General features: G+C 63.2%; 14 protein-coding genes. 6 read left to right on the plus strand and 8 right to left on the minus strand.

The features are described from left to right. The first annotated feature begins 230 nt into the window (after positions 1–230). The 4 genes from AB7A72_RS05935 (at position 231) to gloA (ending at position 2,570) form a co-directional block, all read left to right on the plus strand. Complete coding sequence (locus AB7A72_RS05935; protein WP_239811939.1) at positions 231–776, plus strand: septation protein A; 546 nt, start codon at positions 231–233, stop codon at positions 774–776. Between the two features lie 85 nt (positions 777–861). Further along, the gene (locus AB7A72_RS05940; protein WP_369459312.1) at positions 862–1,146 is read left to right on the plus strand and encodes a BolA family protein; all 285 of its coding nucleotides are present in this window, start codon (positions 862–864) and stop codon (positions 1,144–1,146) included. 47 nt (positions 1,147–1,193) lie between these two features. Then, a complete protein-coding gene (locus tag AB7A72_RS05945; RefSeq protein ID WP_239811937.1) occupies positions 1,194–1,979 on the plus strand; it encodes a peptidylprolyl isomerase in 786 nt (261 codons plus the stop codon). A 177-nt stretch (positions 1,980–2,156) separates the two neighbouring features. Beyond that, positions 2,157–2,570, plus strand: coding sequence for a lactoylglutathione lyase (gene gloA, locus AB7A72_RS05950; protein ID WP_239811936.1), 414 nt, complete (start codon positions 2,157–2,159; stop codon positions 2,568–2,570). Positions 2,571–2,668: 98 nt separating this feature from the next. Here gloA and AB7A72_RS05955 read toward each other — a convergent pair whose 3' ends face one another. Continuing rightward, positions 2,669–4,393 (minus strand): diguanylate cyclase domain-containing protein, encoded by a 1,725-nt coding sequence (locus AB7A72_RS05955; protein WP_369459313.1) that lies wholly within the window; start codon positions 4,391–4,393, stop codon positions 2,669–2,671. A gap of 576 nt (positions 4,394–4,969) precedes the next feature. Between AB7A72_RS05955 and AB7A72_RS05960 the strand changes: the two genes are divergently transcribed. Continuing rightward, complete coding sequence (locus AB7A72_RS05960; RefSeq protein WP_312528482.1) at positions 4,970–5,239, plus strand: DNA-directed RNA polymerase subunit alpha C-terminal domain-containing protein; 270 nt, start codon at positions 4,970–4,972, stop codon at positions 5,237–5,239. A gap of 253 nt (positions 5,240–5,492) precedes the next feature. Here the strand turns inward: AB7A72_RS05960 and eda are convergent, their stop codons facing one another. The 3 genes from eda to AB7A72_RS05975 form a co-directional block, all read right to left on the minus strand. Further along, on the minus strand, positions 5,493–6,134 hold the full coding sequence (eda, locus tag AB7A72_RS05965) for a bifunctional 4-hydroxy-2-oxoglutarate aldolase/2-dehydro-3-deoxy-phosphogluconate aldolase (RefSeq protein ID WP_312409067.1): 642 nt from the start codon (positions 6,132–6,134) through the stop codon (positions 5,493–5,495). Further along, entirely contained in the window at positions 6,119–7,966 is a 1,848-nt protein-coding gene (gene edd, locus AB7A72_RS05970) for a phosphogluconate dehydratase (RefSeq protein WP_369459523.1), read from the minus strand. The genes eda and edd overlap by 16 nt, the downstream gene beginning before the upstream one ends. A 136-nt stretch (positions 7,967–8,102) precedes the next feature. Beyond that, positions 8,103–8,636 (minus strand): gluconokinase, encoded by a 534-nt coding sequence (locus AB7A72_RS05975; RefSeq protein WP_312409066.1) that lies wholly within the window; start codon positions 8,634–8,636, stop codon positions 8,103–8,105. 189 nt (positions 8,637–8,825) lie between these two features. On the opposite strand from AB7A72_RS05975, the gene gntR reads away from it, so the two are divergent. Then, the gene (gntR, locus tag AB7A72_RS05980) at positions 8,826–9,899 is read left to right on the plus strand and encodes an HTH-type transcriptional regulator GntR (protein WP_407064954.1); all 1,074 of its coding nucleotides are present in this window, start codon (positions 8,826–8,828) and stop codon (positions 9,897–9,899) included. Positions 9,900–9,911: 12 nt separating this feature from the next. On the opposite strand, the gene AB7A72_RS05985 is transcribed toward gntR, so the two are convergent. From AB7A72_RS05985 to AB7A72_RS06000, 4 genes are all read right to left on the minus strand, one after another. Beyond that, positions 9,912–10,682, minus strand: a complete 771-nt coding sequence (locus AB7A72_RS05985; RefSeq protein WP_369459314.1) for a YdcF family protein — start codon at positions 10,680–10,682, stop codon at positions 9,912–9,914. A gap of 83 nt (positions 10,683–10,765) precedes the next feature. Then, positions 10,766–12,814, minus strand: coding sequence for an acetyl-CoA carboxylase biotin carboxylase subunit (accC, locus tag AB7A72_RS05990; RefSeq protein WP_369459315.1), 2,049 nt, complete (start codon positions 12,812–12,814; stop codon positions 10,766–10,768). A 50-nt stretch (positions 12,815–12,864) separates the two neighbouring features. Next, on the minus strand, positions 12,865–14,070 hold the full coding sequence (locus tag AB7A72_RS05995) for a hypothetical protein (protein ID WP_369459316.1): 1,206 nt from the start codon (positions 14,068–14,070) through the stop codon (positions 12,865–12,867). Positions 14,071–14,084: 14 nt separating this feature from the next. Next, the gene (locus AB7A72_RS06000) at positions 14,085–15,617 is read right to left on the minus strand and encodes an acyl-CoA carboxylase subunit beta (RefSeq protein WP_230777196.1); all 1,533 of its coding nucleotides are present in this window, start codon (positions 15,615–15,617) and stop codon (positions 14,085–14,087) included. Between the last annotated feature and the right edge of the window lie 6 nt (positions 15,618–15,623).

Consider the following 15,623-nt stretch of genomic DNA (forward strand, 5'->3'; position numbering starts at 1 on the left):
GCTTGCGCTTGCGCGGTGTGGAACTTTGGCAGCAGCACGCGCTCTGACAGCGCTGCAAAGCGTGGCGGGGGCTTCAGTCCAGCTTAAGCTGGCGGCAAAACCGCTCGCGTATCATTGGCGGCTTGCCCGCAGACGCGCTACTCAACAAAACACAAGCACCAAAGCCCTGCCTTCTTGTCCGCATCGTGCTCCGCTTTCAGCTACGCCGTGCACAGCCCGCATCGCCTGATATGAAATTTTTGATTGATTTTTTCCCCATCCTGCTGTTTTTCGCAGCGTTCAAGGTCTGGGGGGTGTTCGTGGCCACCGGGGTGGCCATTGCTGCGACCATTGCGCAAATTGCCTACCTGCATTTCAAGGTCGGCAAGGTGGAGCCGATGCAGTGGATCAGCCTGGGCGTGATCGTGGTGTTTGGCGGTGCCACGCTGCTCTTTCACGACGAAGCCTTCATCAAGTGGAAGCCCACCGTCTTGTACTGGGTGATGGCAGCCGTTTTGCTGGGCGGCCAGTGGTTCTTCAACCGCAACCTGATGCAAAAGCTAATGTCCTCGCAGGTGCAACTGCCCCAGCCTGTCTGGAACACGGTCAACTACAGCTGGGCCATTTTTTTCACCGTCATGGGCATCATCAACATCTGGGTGGCCTACCAGTTTGACCTGGACACCTGGGTCACCTTCAAGATGTTCGGAGGCCTGGGCCTGATGCTGGTCTTCGTGCTCGGCCAGGCCATGTACCTGAGCCGCCACATCCAGCACAACCCGGAAGACCAGCCCTGACAACCGCGGGCGCTGGCCGGCAGCGCATCGCGCTGAACGCTATGGCTGCCGCTGACACACCCGCGCCCATCTTTGCCTCTCCTCTATGCACGCCCAGGACATTACCGCCACCGCCATTGAAGCGGTGCTGCGCGACAAACTCTCACCCACCCAGTTGGAGGTGATCGATGAAAGCGGTCTGCACGCCGGCCATGCCGGTGCCAATGGCAGCGGTTTTGGCACCCATTTTCGGTTGCGCATCGCTTCACCCTTATTTACTGGCACATCACGCATTGCCCAGCACCGGCTTGTGTATGATGCGCTCCAAGCATTCATTGACGCGGGTTTACATGCCCTTGCCATTGAAGTCCTGAATACACCAAAACAATGAAATCACTGGTGTATATTTCCTTCACAGATAAACAATTTGGATTTCGCATGAAAAAACAGCTCTTGTCCGGTCTGGTTGCAGCTGCCCTGCTTGGTTCAGCCGCGCTGCCCGCAGTGGCCCAGAACATTGGCGTTGTCAATGGCAAGCCCGTGCCTTCGTCTCTGCTGAAGACCTTCAAGGAACAAATGGAACGCAGCGGCCGCCCTGTGAGTGCCGAGCAAGAAGGCCAGATCAAGGAAGCCATCATCGAGCGCGAAATCTATGCCCAGGCTGCCAAGGCCCAAGGCCTGGATGCGACCGAGTCCTTCAAGGGCCAGGTCGAGCTGGCTCGCCAAGGCATCCTGACCCAGGAGTTGTTCGCCGCTTACGAAAAGGCGCACCCCATTTCTGACGCTGCCGCCAAGGCCGAGTACGACAAGTTTGTCGCCACCAACCAAGGCAAGGAATACCATGCCTTCCACATCCTGGTGGACAGCGAAGACAAGGCCAAGGCGCTGATCGCCCAAATCAAGAAGGGTGCCAAGTTCGAAGACCTGGCCAAGAAGGAATCCAAGGATCCTGGATCGGGCCAGCGCGGTGGCGATCTGGACTGGGGCAATGCAGCCAACTACGTGCCTGAGTTCTCCGAGGCCATGACCAAGCTGAAGAAGGGCCAGATGACGGACACCCCCGTCAAGACCCAGTTCGGCTACCACATCATCCGCGTGGACGATGTGCGTGAAGCACAGCTGCCCAAGTTCGAGGAAGTCAAACCCCAGATCGAGCAGCAACTGCGTCAGCAACAAATCCAGAAGTACCAGCAAGAGCTGCGTGAAAAGGCCAAGGTCGAGTAATTCTCGCCGCCTCGCTTCTGCTTCCAACCCCTGCCCCGTGCAGGGGTTGTGCTTTGTGGGCTGCGGCTCGGCTGGTTGCAGCGCTACACTCAGATGGTTCCGGACAGACCGACAAGGTCGGCCCTCTTCCCTGCGGCGGCCAAGCGCTGCCGCTGCCTTTACAAGAAAGAAAACCCCATGCGTCTTTTGCACACCATGCTGCGCGTTGGCAATCTCCAGCGCTCCATCGATTTCTACACCCAGGTGCTGGGCATGCGCCTGCTGCGCACCTCGGAAAACCCCGAATACAAGTATTCGCTGGCCTTTGTCGGCTATGACGGCGGCAACCCCGGCCAGGCCGAGATCGAGCTGACCTACAACTGGGGCACCGAGAGCTATGACCTGGGCACGGCCTATGGCCATATCGCGCTGGGCGTGCCTGATGCTTACGCCGCTTGCGAAAAGATCAAGGCCAATGGCGGCAATGTCACCCGCGAAGCCGGTCCGGTAAAAGGCGGCACCACGGTGATCGCTTTTGTGACCGATCCTGATGGCTACAAGATTGAACTCATTCAACGTGCCGAAGGTGGCGAAGGTGGCGGTCTGCGTTAACAGACCCTAGGCCGCTTGACAGCAGGCCTCTCACACCCCCAAGCCAGGCCCCTGCCTGGCTTTTCTGCTTTCAGGCCCTCAACGGCCCATTGCGCCGGTCAACGGCTATGGCCGCTGCGCTGCTTGTTCTTGTACATGTCCAGGTCCGCGTGCTTGAGCAGGCTTTGCGGATCGGCACCATCGGTCGGAAAGATGGCCTGCCCGATGGAGGCGCCCAGGTGAACCACCACACCCTCGGGCAAGCCCTTCAGCGTCTGCAACGCCGGTGCGAGGGCTTCAAGGATCTTGGCTTTTACCACCTGGATCTGCGCATCACTGTGGACGCCCTGCAACACGGCGACAAACTCGTCCCCACCCAGGCGAATCAGCACATCGTTGCTGCGCAGTACTTCCTTGAGGCGCTGCACCACCTCGACCAGGGCCAGGTCACCGTTGTCATGGCCCCAGCGGTCATTGAGCGGCTTGAACTGGTTCAGGTCGATGAAGAGAATCGCGAACACGGCAGGCTTGCCGCTGCCGGGCCGGGTCAGGGTTTCCAGAATGTGGTTCAGCGCGCTGCGGTTGGCAGCGCCGGTAAGCGCATCCGTAAACAAGCGGTGCCGCATATGGTGGACATTGTTGGCCAGTTCGCCAATCTCGTCGTTGCGTTCCACGCCGATCGGTACATCGATTTCACCTTGCCCGACACGGCGCACCGCATAGGTGAGCGAGCGCATGTCCTTGGCCAAACCGCCAAAGATGCGCAACCCCAGTGCCAGCGCACTGCCCAGTGCAAGCAAACCCAAGGCGACCACCAGCACGACATGGACGCGAATGCCAGCCAGCATCTGCTGGTGCGGCACGGCCACCACCGCCAGCCAGTTCAGGCCCGCCTCATCGGTGACGCGGCGGTAAGCCACTTCGATCGCCTGGTCCTTGGCGTCAAAGATCAGCGCCGTGCGAGCCACCTCGTTGGACTGCGAGAACTCGTTGACCAGCTGCCGGTACACCGCCTTCAAGAGTGGATTGCCCGCGCTGGCAGCATTGACCCGGCTGGGCGGCTGCTCACCGCTCTGGCGGATATTGTCCATGCCCGTGCCGGCAACCAGGTCGCCATTGGGCTCCATGAGGAATGCCTGTGCCCCTTCGGACAAATGCAGGCCATCGACAAAAAGCCGCAATTCCTTCAGCGAGACATCGGTGGCCACCACACCAACGGGCTGGCCGTCCCGCCCAAACACCTGCCGCGCCCGCGTCATCACCAGGTCCTTGGCATTGAAGTCGATGTAGACAGGCGTCCAGATATGGCCAGCCACGCCCTGCGCAAGCCGGTACCAGGGACGGGTGCGCGGATCGAACAGATGGGACTCTTGGGACAGAAAGATGGGTTCGGCCTGAATCCCCGGCAGCAGGTAGAGGCTGCGCACGTCCTGCGCATGGAGCTTGATGCGCAGCTCCGCCTGGGTTGCATTGCGGCGCAGCAGGCCCATGCCCTGGCCATGGCGGTTGCCGTAGTAGACATAGTCGCCCCGGTGCTGTGTCAGCGACGTGGCCGCCCACAGCCGGGTGCGCAGTGCAGGCATATCGTCCTCGATCCGGTCAGGCGCCTGCAAACCGGCCGGAAAGCTCGCCTCGATGATGGAGCCGGAACTGAAGACATGCCGGTCCACCGCCTGGCTGATGCGCTCGGCCATCTCCACCATCAATTGCTGAGACAGCATCGAGACCGTCTTGCTGCCCGTCCAGTACCACAGCACGCCCAGCACCCCGGTCAGCAATGCGACCAGCATCACAAAAGGCAAAATCAAGGTGATCGTCAACGACGAGGCTTTACGAACGGGCATAACCAGACAGTGGTAGGGCGCGGATAGCGCGCGGCGGGCAGCCAGGGATATTGATACTCTCCGCCCATTCTTACTTTAACCGTTTTTATGGATTACATAGCATGATAGACCTGCGTAATAACCCAGCACTGGCCAGCGCAGCGGTGACAACAGCCCTAGGCAAACCCTGTGATTTTCTGGTCCTTGGGCAGGCCCTCCCAGCCATTACCTGCAGTTTGGTTAAAGGATAGTTGCGCTGGAGATTCATTTTTTTAGGAGGAAAATACCGCTGGGAAGAAACGCAGTCATTCCACCCCGCACATCGCTGAGTATATGCGCACAAATACATTTAATTACATTAATGTGGCGCAAATCAATCTCTCATCGGCAGAAATCGCCCGCCTCTGAGTTACAAATTAGCTATAAGCTGATAGAATCAATGAATAACAAAATGCGATTTAGCATGATTTGTATCCATTCCTGTCTCGTTGGGGCAAAGGCTTGGGCATCGCAACTCCCGCTGAAGTAGCAGTTGCCTGGCCCCTGTCTTCACTCCAACGACGGACGTTGCCGCTTTGTTTATAGATTGATGATCCCATGGCCACTGAACTCCTCCTGAACAAAAGGCTCTCTCGCAGAACCCTCAACAGCCTGGGGCGGCACGCGATCACCACCGTGGATCAGGTGGTCGAAGCATATCCCGAGCGCTTGCTCAAGCTCAATGGTGTGGGCATGACGGTACTGCGCGATATCGAGCGAACGCTGTTTCCCGGACAGCAGTTCCAGCCGCATTCCGGCCGCTACAAAGCGTGGACCGAAGATGCCTCCAGCCATTCCCATGGCGATCAGACTCAGTCCAAGGAATAAGGGCACCACGGGGGCAGCCTGCGCCCTCGGCACTCGCGTCGCTGGGCAAATACCACGTACCAGGCAGCGCTGTGCGGCGCGATGCCCAGCTGCGCCGCCTTGGTCATCCAAGAACGGGGCGGAAGCAGATGGCGCTGCAGCAGCCAGTCATGGCAGCATCGCGCTTGGCATGGCCTCCAGCGCCCGCAGGCCCTGAGAGGGGCCCGGGTAGGTAGCAGGCGCACAGCTAATCCGCACGCCTGCGGCTGCGCGGTCAGCCCTTGTGCCGCAAGCCAGCGGCTTCGCGCGCCAGCAAGGTGATGTGTTCCCAGTCGCCGCGCTCCAGGGTATCGGTGGGCACCAGCCAGGAGCCTCCCACGCAAACGACATTCTTCAACGCCAGAAACTCTGGCGCGTTGGTGGGGGTGATGCCGCCGGTCGGGCAAAACCGCACTTCGGCGAAGGGGCCCTGCCAGGCCTTGAGCATGTTGATGCCCCCGGCTTGCAGCGCGGGGAAGAACTTCAGTTCCTGGAAGCCATCTTGCTGCGCCTGCATGATCTCGCTGCTGGTGGCAACGCCAGGCAGCAGCGGCAAACGGGCCTGGCGGCAGGCTTCGCCGACGCTGGAAGTGTAGCCAGGGCTGACCGCAAAGCGGGCACCGGCCGCAGCAGCCGCATGCGCATCGGCGGCATTGCGCACGGTACCTGCGCCGACGATCGCCTCCGGCACGGCCTTGGCAATCGCTTCGATCGAGGGCAGGCCTTGGGGCGTGCGCAAGGTCACTTCCAGTACCCGGATACCGCCTGCGACCAGGGCCTTGGCCATGGACACGGCGTGGTTGACATCGCGCAGCACGATCACCGGGATCACCGGTGCATCTTGCATGATCGACAAGGCGGTCAGTTGCTCAGCCATGTGCAGGCTCCTTCTTCTGCGCTCAGCGCATTGCGCCGGAATCCGGCAAACAGTTCTCGGCCCAGACCACGGCCATTGGCGCGCAGCTGCTCGGCCGGTATCGTGGCAAGCGGGCGTGCCTCCCAGACGGCGGCATCCACTTCGGCCTGCATGATACCGGTTTCAGCGTCCAGCAGCACCATATCGCCGCTCTCAATTTTGGCCAGAGGGCCGCCGGCCAGTGCTTCAGGCGACACATGGATGGCAGCGGGTACCTTGCCCGAGGCGCCGCTCATGCGCCCATCGGTCACCAAAGCCACCTGGTAGCCCTTGCCTTGCAGCACGGCCAATGGGGGCGTCAGCTTGTGCAGCTCAGGCATGCCATTGGCTTGCGGGCCCTGCCAGCGCACCACGCAGACCACGCCGTTGTGACCATTGGTCTGGCAGGCCTGCTCCAGCGCCCCCGACTTGAAGGCTTCCTGCAGCGCGTCCTGCGAGTCAAACACCCAGGCAGGCGCGCGCAGCACATGGCGATCGAGCGGCACGGCGCTGACCTTGATGACGCTGCGGCCCAGGTTGCCGGTCAGCAGCTTGAGGCCTCCGGTGGGACTGAAAGGCGCGCTGACGGGGCGCAGCACGCTGTCGTCACCCGATTCGGTGGCCGCTTGCCACACCAGTTGGCCCGCTTCGACGCGCGGCACACTGGCGTAAGCCGTCAGGCCCTCGGGGCGCACCGTCAGCACATCGCCATGCATCAGGCCTGCCGCCAGCAGCTGGCCAATCACATAGCCCGGGCCGCCTGCCGCCTGGAACTGGTTCACATCGGCTGCCCCATTGGGGTAGACACGTGCCAGCAGGGGCACGACCGACGACAGCTGTTCGAAATCATTCCAGTCGATGACGATACCCGCAGCCCGCGCCACTGCCACCCAGTGGATCAGGTGGTTGGTCGAGCCGCCGGTGGCCAGCAAGGCCACCATCGCGTTGACAATGCAGCGCTCGTCGACGACGCGGCCAATCGGCGCAAAGCGCTTGCCGGCAGTGATATTGAGCACCGTGCGCATCGCCTCGCGGGTCAGCAGCTCACGCGCGCCATTTTCGGGGTTGATGAAGGCATTGCCAGGCACATGCAGGCCCATGGCCTCGAGCAGCATCTGGTTGCTGTTGGCCGTGCCGTAGAAGGTGCAGGTGCCCGCATCATGGTAGGCGGCCATCTCGGCTTCCAGCAGCTTTTCGCGGCCCACCAGGCCCTGGGCGGCCAGCTCGCGCACCTTGGCCTTGTCGTTGTTGGACAGGCCCGAGGTCATCGGCCCTGCGGGCACAAACACCATCGGCAGATGGCCAAAATGCAAGGCACCGATCAGTAAACCAGGAACAATCTTGTCGCAGACGCCAAGCATCAGCGCCGCATCAAAGGTGTCATGGGTCAGTGCCACGGCGGTGCCCATCGCAATCGCATCGCGGCTGAACAGGCTCAGCTCCATGCCCGGCATGCCCTGAGTCACCCCGTCGCACATGGCAGGCACACCACCCGCCACCTGCGCGGTGGCGCCGTGCTTGCGCGCCTCGTCCTTCAGGATGTCGGGGTAGCGCTGCAGCGGCGCATGGGCCGACAGCACATCGTTGTAGGCCGTGACAATGCCCACATTCGGGCCCTTGACCTCGACAATGCGCAGCTTGTCATGGACCGGCACACCGGCCACGGCATGGGCCACATTGGCGCAGCCCATGGAGCGCATCTGCGGCGGCCGCTGGGCCATCGCGTCCAGCTGGGCCAGATAGTCGCTGCGCGTGGCCGCGCTCTTGGCGCGGATGCGGTCGGTGACCGCTTGAAGAACGGGGTGGATCTGCATCATGGGGAATCCTTTGCATTGCCGGGGCCTGCAGCCATGGCTGCAGCATCCCCTTGTTTATGTAATTTTTATAGCACAGCCGCCGCATGCGGCGCTGGCACCAGGCTTTGTCAGCACTTAGAGCCTGTTGACGATCTCAAGGCTGCTGGGCATCGAGCCACTGCTGCACTTGCTGGGCTATGTGCCCCAGTGGGGTGTCGGCATCCACAGTCAATACCTGCGCCTCCTCGCGGGGGTCTTCCAGCGTCGCAAACTGGTTGGCCACCAGCTCGGGCGAGAAGAAATGCCCCGCGCGCTGCTGCACCCGTGCCAGGGCCGTCTCGTAGCTGAGATCCAGAAACACAAAGCCGAGCCGGGCCTGGGATGCGCGCAGCAACTCCCGGTACTGGCGTTTGAGTGCCGAGCAGGTCAGCACCACACCGCCGCCATCATCCGCCTCTGCCAGCAATTGCGCCAAGCGCTGCAGCCAGCCTGCACGGTCGGCATCGGTGAGCGCTATGCCCGCCTGCATCTTGGCCACACTTTCGGCCGCATGGTAGCTGTCGCCTTCGACCAGGCGCCATCCCAGGTGCGTTGCAATGGCTTCACCGGCGCTGGATTTGCCGCATCCCGACACCCCCATCACCACCAGAGCTACAGGACGCCGACGCGAAGAATCACTAGAGGACATGGTCATTGGGTTAGCGCTATCCAATACAGGTAAAAAATAAGCACTGCCCTTGGATGACGCCTCTTGAACAAGCCGATTCAGCAATCAACTTAGCATTTGAGACGCCTGCAGGCACTGCCTTCCTTCCCCATCAAACTGGGATAGCGCTATCATACCGGATATTGCTTGCCCACTCGACCGGAGAATTGCTTGCCCCTGCCCTCTTCCACCCCATTGCCCGCGCCAGTGGCCGAGCCCGCTGGCCGCCGCTCGCGCGCCAGCGGCCGGGTCACCTTGCAGGACGTTGCAGATGCCGCTGGCGTGAGCCCGATGACCGTGTCCCGCGCGCTGCGCGGTGAGCGCCGGGTAGCACCAGCGCTGGCAGACAAGGTGCGCGCGACGGCGTTGCGCCTGGGTTATGTGCCGGACCCGGCCGCGCGCGCACTGGCATCGCAGAAAAGCAACCAGGTGCTGGTCATCGTGCCTTTGCTCAGCAATACCCTGTTTGTGGATTTGCTCGAATCGGCGCACAAGGTGCTGTTTGCCGCCGGGTACCACCTGCTGATTGGGGTATCGCATTACAGCGCCGCTGAGGAAGAGCAACTGCTGCGCGCCTACCTGCCGATGCGCCCTGCCGGCCTGATGCTGACCGGTTATGAGCGCAGCGCCGGCAGTGCGCAGTTGCTGGCAACCAGTGGCACGGCCTGCGTGCATTTGATGGAACTGCACCCGGCAAGCGCTGCCGCTGGCATGCACAGCGTGGGCTTTTCGCAGGTGGATGCCGGGGTGACGATGACGGAGCACCTGCTGGCCCAGGGTTACCGCCGCATCGCTTTTTGCGGCGCCCAGCTGGATGCCCGCGTCATGCAGCGCCTGCAGGGCTACCGCCAGGCCTTGCAGCGGGCGGGCCTGGCCGACCCCAGCCTGGAGATCCTGAGTCCCGAGCGCTCGTCGCTGGCCTTGGGCGCGCAGTTGCTGGAGCAGGTGCTGCAGCTGGGCAGCGGCGTGGATGCGGTATTTTTCTGCAACGACGACCTGGCCCAGGGCGCGCTGCTGGCTGCCAACCGCCTGAGGCTGGCCGTGCCCGCGCAAATCGCGATTGCCGGTTTCAACGACCTGCCCGGCAGCGCGCAGATGGTGCCGCCGCTGACCACCATCCACACCCCCCGCAGCGCCATTGGCGCCGAGGCCGCCACGATGCTGCTGCAGCTGGTGCAAGGCCAGCCGGTGACGCAGAACCGGCTGGATCTGGGCTACCACCTGGTGCGGCGCGCCAGCACCTGACGTATTTAGCCGCTACCACTCCCCCAAGGCCCAGCTGCTGGCCACCGCAAAGTACTCGCGCAGCCAGACGTTGAACCGGGTCAGCAACGGTGTCGGGGCCGCCACGCCAATGGGCTGGCCGAAGCCCTGGCTGCGGGCAATCTGCAGCGCGCGCCAGAGGTGAAAATCGCTGCTGACAATCGCAATGGGCTGCGCCAGATCCACGCCGCGCTGCTGCAGCAGGGGGCCGGTCCATTCCAGGTTGAGCACGGTGCTGGTGCTGCGCGCTTCCACCACCATCGCCGCAGGGTCCAGCCCATGGGTCTGGGCCAGGTAACGCGCCATGATGGCGCCCTCGCTCTCGTCCTGCCCAAAGTCCACCCCGCCGGTCACTGCCAGCACCGCCTGCGGCTGCAAGGCCGCCAGCTGTGCGGCGGTATCAAGCCGCATGGCCAGCGCCGGGCGCGGCTTGCCGTCTTGCGTTCCGCTGCCCAGCACCACGATCGCAGCCACCGGCGGCGTAGTCGCCGGTGTCTGCCCCAGGCCGGCAATGCGCTGCCAGAGCCAGCCCACGCTGACCACCCACAAGGCCAAGCCCAACCAGGCGGCACGCCAGCATGCGCGGCGCCAGGGCGCAGCCGCGCACCAGGCCTGCACCGCCCACCAGCGCCAGGCCAGGTAGCCACCGGCCAGGCCCAGCCCCACAGGCACCAGCACCCCCAGGTGAAAGTGCCCGGCCGCCAATGGCACGGCGCCCAGCCCCAGCAGCACCAGCGCGGCCAAGGCCAACAAAGCTCGTTGCATTCCCATTCCCTCGTACACCCTTCCTGGCCCACAAAAAAACCCGCTGCGGGGCAGCGGGTCTGCATGCGGGCAAAGCAATCAGATCATTCGAACTCCAGGATGATATCGTCAACCGCCAGCGAATTGCCCTTGGCGGCACTCACCTTGCTGACAATGCCGTCCTGCGTCGCAAACAGGATGTTCTCCATCTTCATCGCCTCGATGACCGCCAGCTTCTCACCGGCCTGCACCTTCTGGCCTGGCTGCACCGCCACATCGACCAGCAGGCCGGGCATGGGCGAGAGCAGGAACTTGGACAGATCCGGTGGCGCCTTGTACGGCATCAGCTGGTAGAGCGCGGCGCCGCGCTCGGACAGCACGAGGATGTCGCGCTGCGTGCCATTGTGGATCACGCGCAGCGCGAGCGGGTTCTTGGCCGTGCCGCGCTCGATCTGGGCGGTAAAGGGCTGGCCGTTGCAGGTGCCGTGGGTGACGACATCGCGCAGCACCGCTTCGCTGCTGAACTGGTAGACCTTGTCGCCAATGCTGACCTTGCAGACGCGGGCTTCGTCGTCAAAATCGGTCACCTCGGCCGACACAAAGCGGTGCTGGCCTTCGGCGCCCAGCACCACGGCCGTGTAGCTGTGGCCCACACGCACCTGGTGGCCCAGCATCTGGCCGCTGATGGTGGAGGCTCGCGCGCGGTAGCGGCGGTTGCGGAACATCGCCAGCGCCACCAGAAAATCGGTGTCCTCGTGCGGCACGTCCTCGGCATGGAAGCCATGGCCATAGTGCTCGGCGATAAAGCCGGTGTTGAACTGGCCCGAGACAAACTTGGGATGGGCCAGCAGCGCTGCCTGGAAGGGGATGTTCGAGCTGATGCCACGGATCGCAAAGCCGTTGAGCGCCTCGCGCATCTTCGCAATCGCTTCGTTGCGGTCCTTGCCATGCACGATCAGCTTGGCAATCATCGAGTCGTAGTACATGGGGATCTCGCCGCCCTCGTACACACCGGTATCAACGCGCACACCCTGCAAATGGGCGGTATCGGCCTGCCACATGGTCTGCTTGGGCGGCTCAAAGCGCACCAGGCGGCCGGTGGATGGCAGGAAATTGCGGAACGGGTCTTCCGCATTGATGCGGCATTCGATGGCCCAGCCATCGCGCTTCACATCGGCCTGGCTGAAGGACAGCTTCTCGCCGGCCGCGACGCGGATCATCTGCTCGACCAGATCGAGGCCGGTGATGCACTCGGTCACCGGGTGCTCCACCTGCAGGCGGGTGTTCATTTCCAGAAAGTAGAAGTCCTGCTCCTTGCCGACGACAAACTCCACTGTTCCCGCGCTCTGGTACTGCACGGCCTTGGCCAGCGCCACGGCCTGCTCGCCCATCGCCTTGCGGGTGGCATCGCTGATGAAGGGCGATGGCGCCTCTTCAATCACCTTCTGGTGGCGGCGCTGGATCGAGCATTCACGCTCGTTCAGGTAGACCACATTGCCGTGGCTGTCGCCCAGGATCTGGATCTCGATATGGCGCGGCTCCTGCACGAACTTCTCGATAAAGATCCGGTCATCGCCGAAGCTGTTGCGGGCTTCATTCTGGCAGGCGGTAAAGCCCTCCAGCGCCTCCTTGTCGTTGTAGGCCACGCGCAGGCCCTTGCCGCCGCCGCCGGCCGATGCCTTGATCATCACCGGGTAGCCAATGCCCTGCGCGATGCCCACCGCTTTTTCTGCGTTCTCGATGGCATCGTTGTAGCCTGGAATGGTGTTGACCTTGGCTTCGTTCGCCAGCTTCTTCGACGCGATCTTGTCACCCATCGCAGCAATCGAATGCGCCTTGGGGCCGATAAAGGCAATGCCCTCGTCTTCGCAGCGCTTGGCAAAGGCCTCGTTCTCGGACAGGAAACCATAGCCCGGGTGGATGGCCTGCGCGCCGGTCTTGCGGGCCGCATCGATGATGCGGTCGGCCAGCAGATAGGATTCGCGGCTCGGAGCCGCGCCAATATGCACGGCCTCGTCGGCCAGCTTCACATGGCGCGCGTCCTTGTCCGCATCGGAGTAGACCGCAACGGTCTGGATGCCCATGGTCCGGGCCGTGGCGATCACGCGGCATGCAATCTCGCCGCGATTGGCAATCAGGATTTTGCTGAACATGGTTGTCGTCTCTTTGTTGAATCTCTCGGTTGGCCACCCTGCTGCCGTGCTTACGGCAGCGCCTTGTCATGTGCCCATTGCCCGCCGGGCATGAGCAGATAGTCTTCGCAATCGATCTCGCTGCAGCGCGCACTGCCCAGCAGCTGCAGCATCACCTGGTCCTGCGTGCGCACATCGGTCGAACGCCCTTGCACCTTCACAGCCAGCAGGCGGCTGTCCTTGCCCCAGCGGGCAATCTCCTGGCCTTCGACCACGGCTGCCGTGCCGTCCCAGCCATCGCGGTGGGCGGTGCGCACCGTCGCCAGCCTGCGCGACAGGATGCGCTCGGGCCGCACACCCACCAGCACCACCTGGCCGCGCAAGCTGGCCAGGTTTTTGTCCAGGGTAGGCAGGTCCACCACGCGCCGGGCCTGGTACTGGCGCACCATCGCCTGCAGCCGCTGGGCATTGGCGCTGTACTCGCGCTGCTGTTCGGGCTGGCCGGCATTGTGCTGCTGCTGCGCCGCTGCGTTGTTGCTGTACTGCTGGAACAGCAGCTCGCGCCCCTGCAGCGAGGCCGTGGCCCGCACCACCGGCGCGGGCAAATGGCCATCGGCATCGGCCGCCAGCTCAAAGCCTTGGTACAGCATCAGCCGCACCAGGTTCTGCGCTGCAGCCGGGCAGGCACGCTGCCAGTGCTGCAAGGCCGCCTGCAGCCACTGCCTGGCCACCTGCTCGGAGCCCAGCGGTGAATGGATGTCCACCAGCACATGCAGCGCCACCGGTGCACAGGCATCGGCCGGCGTGTTGCCATCCAATGCCGCCTGCACCCACAGGCGCCCGCCCTTGCCTTCGCTGTCCGCCAACGGCCCCAGATCGAGCAGCACCTGGCTGTCGGCCAAAGGCCTGGCGGCGCGTACTGCCGGCCGGCTGAGGAAAATCCCCCGGTCAAAGCGGCCCTGCCACACCACCGGCGCCGCAGCGGCATCGCCGCGCGGCAGCCATTGCGCCCGTCCCTCGCCCTGGGCCAGGCCGTTTTCGCAGCCTCCCTGGTACGAGAACACATACTGCGTGGACTGGGCCAGCGGCGCGCCACTGCGAGCGACGCAACCGGTGCCCGGTGCCGCCCGCGAAATGGCAGGGGCTTGCGCCCACGCGGCCCCGGCAACGCCAGCCACGGCCGCGCACAGCAAGCGCAGCGCCAACAGGCGGCGCGCCTGCAATCGCTGCGCCAGCCGCGTTGCGGCCATGCGGGGTGTGGCGGGGGTGGGATGCATCGGGCCTGCGGCGCTTACAGCGGGATATTGCCGTGCTTGCGCCAGGGGTTCTCAAGCTGCTTGTTCTTGAGCATCTCCAGGCTGCGGCAGATGCGCTTGCGCGTCTCGTGCGGCAGGATCACATCGTCGATGAAGCCCCGGGCGCCCGCAACAAAGGGGTTGGCAAAGCGGCTTTTGTACTCGGCCTCGCGCTTGGAGAGCTTGTCCGGGTCGTTCTTGTCTTCGCGGAAGATGATCTCGACAGCCCCCTTGGCGCCCATGACCGCGATTTCCGCCTGCGGCCAGGCCAGGTTCACATCACCGCGCAGGTGCTTGGAGGCCATCACGTCATAGGCACCGCCGTAGGCCTTGCGGGTGATGACGGTGATTTTTGGCACCGTGCATTCGGCATACGCATACAGCAGCTTGGCACCGTGCTTGATGATGCCGCCGTATTCCTGGCTGGTGCCAGGCATGAAGCCGGGCACATCGACAAAGGTGACCACCGGGATGTTGAAGGCATCGCAAAAGCGCACAAAGCGGGCCGCCTTGATGGAGCTCTTGATATCCAGGCAGCCGGCCAGCACCAGCGGCTGGTTGGCCACAATGCCGACGGTCTGGCCGGCCATGCGGGCAAAGCCGATGAGGATGTTCTTGGCGTACTCGGGCTGCAGTTCAAAGAAATCGCCATCATCGACGGTCTTGGCGATCAGCTCCTTCATGTCATAGGGCTTGTTCGGGTTCTCGGGCACCAGCGTGTCAAGCGACATATCGGCACGGCTGACCGGATCGGTCGTCGCGCGCACCGGTGCCTTTTCGCGGTTGTTCAGCGGCAGGTAGTTGTAGAGGCGGCGCAGCATCATCAGCGCCTCGACATCGTTGTCGAACGCCATGTCGGCCACACCGCTCTTGCTGGTGTGGGTCAGCGCGCCCCCCAGCTCTTCGGCAGTCACCTGTTCATGCGTCACGGTCTTGACCACTTCGGGGCCAGTGACAAACATGTAGCTCGAATCCTTGACCATGAAGATGAAGTCCGTCATCGCCGGCGAGTAGACCGCGCCACCGGCGCAGGGGCCCATGATCATCGAGATCTGTGGCACCACGCCCGAGGCCAGCACATTCTTCTGGAACACATCGGCATAGCCGCCCAGCGATGCCACGCCTTCCTGGATGCGGGCGCCGCCCGAATCGTTGAGGCCGATGACTGGCGCGCCGACCTTCATCGCCTGGTCCATCACCTTGCAGATCTTCTCGGCATGGGTCTCGGACAGCGCGCCGCCAAACACGGTGAAATCCTGGCTGAACACAAAGACCAGACGGCCATTGATCATGCCGTAGCCGGTGACCACACCATCGCCGGGGATCTTGGTCTCTTCCATGCCGAAGTCGGTGCAGCGGTGCTCGACGAACATGTCCCATTCTTCGAAGGTGCCGTCATCGAGCAGCAGCTCGATGCGTTCGCGCGCGGTCAGCTTGCCCTTCTTGTGCTGTGCATCGATGCGCTTTTGCCCGCCGCCGAGGCGGGCGAGTTCACGCTTTTTCTCCAGTTGTTCCAAGATATCTTGCATGTTCCA

Source organism: Comamonas sediminis, assembly GCF_041107495.1.
GTDB classification, from domain to species: Bacteria; Pseudomonadota; Gammaproteobacteria; order Burkholderiales; family Burkholderiaceae_C; genus Comamonas; species Comamonas sediminis.